This window comes from [Clostridium] citroniae WAL-17108 (assembly GCF_000233455.1).
Classification (GTDB): Bacteria; Bacillota; Clostridia; order Lachnospirales; family Lachnospiraceae; genus Enterocloster; species Enterocloster citroniae.
In genome coordinates this window covers 1077-5252 of the sequence record NZ_JH376439.1, presented here as the reverse complement: position 1 = coordinate 5252, position 4176 = coordinate 1077, and the positions used below count along the sequence as shown (strand labels likewise).

5 protein-coding genes, 2 tRNA genes and 1 rRNA gene are annotated in these 4176 nt (G+C 43.7%); 6 read left to right on the top strand and 2 right to left on the bottom strand.

Translation table 11 applies throughout. The features are described 5' to 3' along the window. The 3 genes from HMPREF9469_RS30270 to HMPREF9469_RS30260 all read left to right on the top strand — a co-directional run. Positions 1-400: ribosomal RNA gene (locus HMPREF9469_RS30270) — 23S ribosomal RNA — on the top strand; the annotation flags it as partial. Between the two features lie 111 nt (positions 401-511). After that, positions 512-586: transfer RNA gene (locus HMPREF9469_RS30265), tRNA-Pro, on the top strand. A gap of 22 nt (positions 587-608) precedes the next feature. Then, positions 609-680 (top strand) — tRNA-Gly (locus HMPREF9469_RS30260). A 117-nt stretch (positions 681-797) separates the two neighbouring features. Here HMPREF9469_RS30260 and HMPREF9469_RS30255 read toward each other — a convergent pair. Together HMPREF9469_RS30255 and HMPREF9469_RS30250 are read right to left on the bottom strand one after the other, a co-directional pair. Further along, the gene (locus HMPREF9469_RS30255; RefSeq protein WP_007871709.1) at positions 798-1229 is read right to left on the bottom strand and encodes a pyridoxamine 5'-phosphate oxidase family protein; all 432 of its coding nucleotides are present in this window, start codon (positions 1227-1229) and stop codon (positions 798-800) included. Between the two features lie 69 nt (positions 1230-1298). Further along, on the bottom strand, positions 1299-1655 hold the full coding sequence (locus HMPREF9469_RS30250) for a winged helix-turn-helix transcriptional regulator (RefSeq protein ID WP_007871707.1): 357 nt from the start codon (positions 1653-1655) through the stop codon (positions 1299-1301). A 170-nt stretch (positions 1656-1825) separates the two neighbouring features. On the opposite strand from HMPREF9469_RS30250, the gene HMPREF9469_RS30245 reads away from it, so the two are divergent. From HMPREF9469_RS30245 to HMPREF9469_RS30235, 3 genes are all read left to right on the top strand, one after another. Next, positions 1826-2395, top strand: a complete 570-nt coding sequence (locus HMPREF9469_RS30245; protein ID WP_007871704.1) for a TetR/AcrR family transcriptional regulator — start codon at positions 1826-1828, stop codon at positions 2393-2395. A 111-nt stretch (positions 2396-2506) separates the two neighbouring features. Next, positions 2507-2827 carry a DUF1330 domain-containing protein gene (locus HMPREF9469_RS30240; RefSeq protein WP_007871701.1) on the top strand — a complete coding sequence of 107 codons (321 nt, stop codon included), beginning with the start codon at positions 2507-2509 and terminating at the stop codon, positions 2825-2827. After that, positions 2824-3681, top strand: coding sequence for an MBL fold metallo-hydrolase (locus tag HMPREF9469_RS30235; RefSeq protein WP_007871697.1), 858 nt, complete (start codon positions 2824-2826; stop codon positions 3679-3681). Before HMPREF9469_RS30240 ends, HMPREF9469_RS30235 begins: the two co-directional genes overlap by 4 nt. Positions 3682-4176: the final 495 nt, after the last annotated feature.

Here is a 4176-nt window from a genome sequence, read left to right as displayed (position 1 = left end):
CACCTCGATGTCGGCTCATCGCATCCTGGGGCTGTAGCAGGTCCCAAGGGTTGGGCTGTTCGCCCNTTAAAGCGGTACGCGAGCTGGGTTCAGAACGTCGTGAGACAGTTCGGTCCCTATCCGGCGCGGGCGTAGGATATTTGAGAGGAGCTGTCCTTAGTACGAGAGGACCGGGATGGACAGACCGCTGGTGTATCTGTTGGCTTACCAAGGCCATGGCAGAGTAGCCAAGTCTGGACGGGATAAACGCTGAAGGCATCTAAGCGTGAAGCCCCCCTCAAGATGAGATATCCCATCGCAAGAGTAAGACCCCTTGAAGAAGACGAGGTAGATAGGTTAGAGGTGGAAGTGCAGTAATGTATGTAGCTGACTAATACTAATCGGTCGAGGGCTTAACCAAAAGGTTTAGGGAAAAGAAGGAAGTTTCAATTCGGTTTTCAATATGTGGTTTTGAGGGTACGTAATGTGCTTAAAGATTATATCATTTATGGTGTAATTGCCGTGGTGATGACGGGGTGTGGCTCAGCTTGGCTAGAGCGCCTGGTTTGGGACCAGGAGGTCGCAGGTTCGAATCCTGTCACCCCGATTAACTAAAGAGAATATGATATGCGCGAGTGGCTCAGTGGTGGAGTATCGCCTTGCCAAGGCGAGGGTCGCGGGTTCGAATCCCGTCTCGCGCTTTTTTATTGGCTGGAATTTCCTGAAAGCAAGGGAATTCCGGCTTTTTTGTTGGCGAAAGAAGAACCCCCGGAGACGATTCCAGGGGTTTTATATTGCATTTATTATTGGATTCACAGTTAAAGCATTGCCTGCTCTATTTCAAATGATTCAGAGCTGAAGTTGCTGTAGTACCTACCGTCATTGGCGGTAAAACGCAGCACGCAATAGTCAGGATCTGTCACGCCTTTGGAGTAATACATGGTATCACCTTCCCTCCAGATCATTTCCTTGGTTTTCCTGTCCTCCAGTACTTCCATGGTGCCGGTAAGCATGACTCCGCGGAAAAAACGCCGGTCACAAAAATAGATACATGCCCTTGGATTAGCTTTATACTGTGAAACTCTCATTGAGGATGTGTTGGTGGTGAAATAAAAGACTTTGATGCCCTCTCTTTTACGCGGTGGGAGCATTGCTTTAATGTTTGGAATGCCGTCCGGGGACACGGAACCGATAAAGGACACTCCCTGTTTGTCAATCAGATTTCCAATTGTTGTTTCTGTATCTCTCATGGCTTTAACCTCCTTTTCAACCATTATATAGTGAGCCAGGTTGAAAAGATAGTAGGCACTTTTTAGTAACTACAAAAGCCCCTTTACTTTCAGAATATTTTCCCTGTGATCTTCAATCATCATCTCAATCCCTACATCCTGCATAATTGTGACGGCCTGAAATATTTTCCTGCCACGGTCTGTGAGATCATATTTCACCTGCAAAGGATATCCTTCAAAGGTGGTCTTGTCCACAAAACCGTACTGGATCAATTCATTAAGCTGCTGGATCAGCATTTTCTGTGTCACGCCGGCAATGGAATGTCTGAGAAAAGAAAGAGACTGGGGGCTTTTGCTTAACTGCCATAAGATAATGGGTTTCCATTTACCCCTGATCGCATCATGAGTCAGTTCCAGGGGACATGTATATTCATTTCGCATTTTCATATAGATCACCTCATTTAAAGTATATCACCGTAACCCAGGATTGGCTATAGTTCTATACGGAGTAGGTTTAAGGAGGATGTCCATTTTAATAAAATGATCTGGTTTGATCTTGACAGTTTCAAGACAATGTTATAGAATGCAAGCATACACTTGCAAGAATGGAGGCAAAAATGGACCAGACAAGTCAAAGGATCATTGATGCGGCAATGGAACTGATGATGGAGAGAGGATATTCGGCAACAACAACGAAAGATATTGCCAGGCGGGCAGGTGTGAATGAGTGCACCATTTTTCGGAAGTTTAGTGAAAAAAAGGAAATCGTGCTCCAGGCCATGAAGCAAAGTCAATGGCATCCAGACCTTCGCCCTGAGGATTTTCTTCAAATATCAGGTAGTCTGAAGGAGGATCTGATGCGTTTTTCACATGTTTATATGACCAAGGTGAGCCCCAGGTTTGTAAAACTTTCTATTGGGCTGCGCACTCCAGAATTGGCAGATGTGACATCAAAGGGAATCATGGCGGTTCCCCAGACTTTTAAGACGGGCTTGATTGATTATTTTAGGGAAATGAACAAAAGAGGAATTTTAAAGCATGATGATTTTGAAACTTTATCCATGATGTTCCTGTCCCTGAATTTTGGTTTTATATTTTTGAAAGCTTCATTTGGCGATCAGCTGACAACCATGGACCAGGATTGTTATATTAGGGGGATGGTTGAAGGGTTTATCAATGGAATATAGTTATAAGTACAGCAGCGGAAATGAATAAAAAGTATGTGGCACGTAGTTTGTGCTATATATTTTTGATGTTGATGCAAGTATTTACTTGCATAGAGGGGAGAGGCGACAAGAATGGGATGGTATTTTATTGCATGCACTTATTTAGATCCGGAAAGGGGGAGATACGATTATGATGACTATATAAGAATGGTAAAGCCTATTGTGGAGCAATATGGAGGTGTCTATTTGGTCAGGAGTGAAAGAATTAAGTACCTAGGAGAGGGATGGAAGCCGGACCGTATGATTGTTATACGTTTTCCGGACAGAGGAAGCCTGGATGCATGTTTTTCATCAGAGGAATACGGACGTATCATGGGAAAGCGGATATCCTCAGTGGATAGTCACGCTATAATCGTACCAGCCTTTGGAGAAGGCCAGGAGGTGGGAGAGTGAAGATAAGCAGAACAGTACATCAGCTGAAAATTGATTTTAACATAAGTCCGCAGATCAGCCGCCATGTCTATGTGTATCTCATAGAAGGTAATGATGGATATTACCTGATTGATACAGGGGTAAAAGGATGTGATAAAAAAATTGGAGAATATATACATAAAAATGGAAGAAGGAGACAAACTATCAATACTGTACTGCTGACGCATTCCCATCCTGACCATATAGGGGGAGCAAAGGCTCTAAAGCATATATACGGCTGCCAGATCTGTTCCTGTGCAGGAGAAAAGAACTGGGTCGAAGATATAGACCTTCAGTACAGGGAACGCCCCATACCTAATTTTTATGGTCTGGTGGAGGGTTCGGTTCATGTGGACAGAACTTTAATACCTGGAGAGATTATTGAACTGGAGCCGGGAATTTCGTTGGAAGTGATCAAGGCTTCCGGACATTCTCTGGAATCACTGTGTTTTTATTATAGGGAAGAGAAGCTTCTTTTTGTGGGTGATGGGATTCCTGGGCCGGAAGACGTGCCCATCTATGTAGACTCACAGGCCAGCCTTGATACGCTGGAGCGGCTGAGGGTGTGGAAGGAAGTGGACCTGTATTGTCCTGCCTGGGATCAGATGTATAACCATGAGCAGGGGGTGGAGGTCATTGAAAAGGCAAAACAGGTCATGGAACAATTGAGAGATGCTGCTGTGGAAAGTTTGCGCTGGTGCAGCCGGCCGGATGATGTGGTTTCATATGTAGTTCCATGTTTGTGCCAACGACTTGGCATGGAGCAATGGAGTGAGCATCCGCTTTTTAAAAGATCGGTTTTGGAAGATATACAAAGGATGAAACAGGCTCGATAAAAAGTTTTTACAAAAAATGAAAAAAGCTGTTGACATTTGTCGAACCATCTGGTAAGATATCTCTTGCGCTGCGGTGAGAGCTTAAGTGCAAGAGAGTAAGAAATAAAAAAAGTTTAAAAAGTTGTTGACAAACAAAAGCAGTTGTGATAAGATATAAAAGTTGCTGCTGAACAAGACAACAACAAACGGACATTGATAATTGAAGATTAAATAGTATGTAAAACCCTGAAAATTCTAAAAACAAAAGGTCTGGTTTAGACCTTTGGATTTGAGAAAATTCGGAACAAAACCAAGTAATGAAGGTTAAAGATAACTATAGCCAAGCTAAGTAGTCTAAGACCAAGAATCAACTTTTAATTTGAGAGTTTGATCCTGGCTCAGGATGAACGCTGGCGGCGTGCCTAACACATGCAAGTCGAACGAAGCAATCAGAATGAAATTTTCGGATGGATTTCTGATTGACTGAGTGGCGGACGGGTGAGTAACGCGTGGATA

What these genes read in the sequence shown, in the direction of transcription:
- HMPREF9469_RS30240 (WP_007871701.1), top strand. Translation starts at nt 2,507, where the DNA reads ATGGGATGGTATTTTATTGCATGCACTTATTTAGATCCGGAAAGGGGG.
- HMPREF9469_RS30250 (WP_007871707.1), bottom strand. Translation starts at nt 1,655, where the DNA reads ATGAAAATGCGAAATGAATATACATGTCCCCTGGAACTGACTCATGAT.
- HMPREF9469_RS30245 (WP_007871704.1), top strand. Translation starts at nt 1,826, where the DNA reads ATGGACCAGACAAGTCAAAGGATCATTGATGCGGCAATGGAACTGATG.
- HMPREF9469_RS30255 (WP_007871709.1), bottom strand. Translation starts at nt 1,229, where the DNA reads ATGAGAGATACAGAAACAACAATTGGAAATCTGATTGACAAACAGGGA.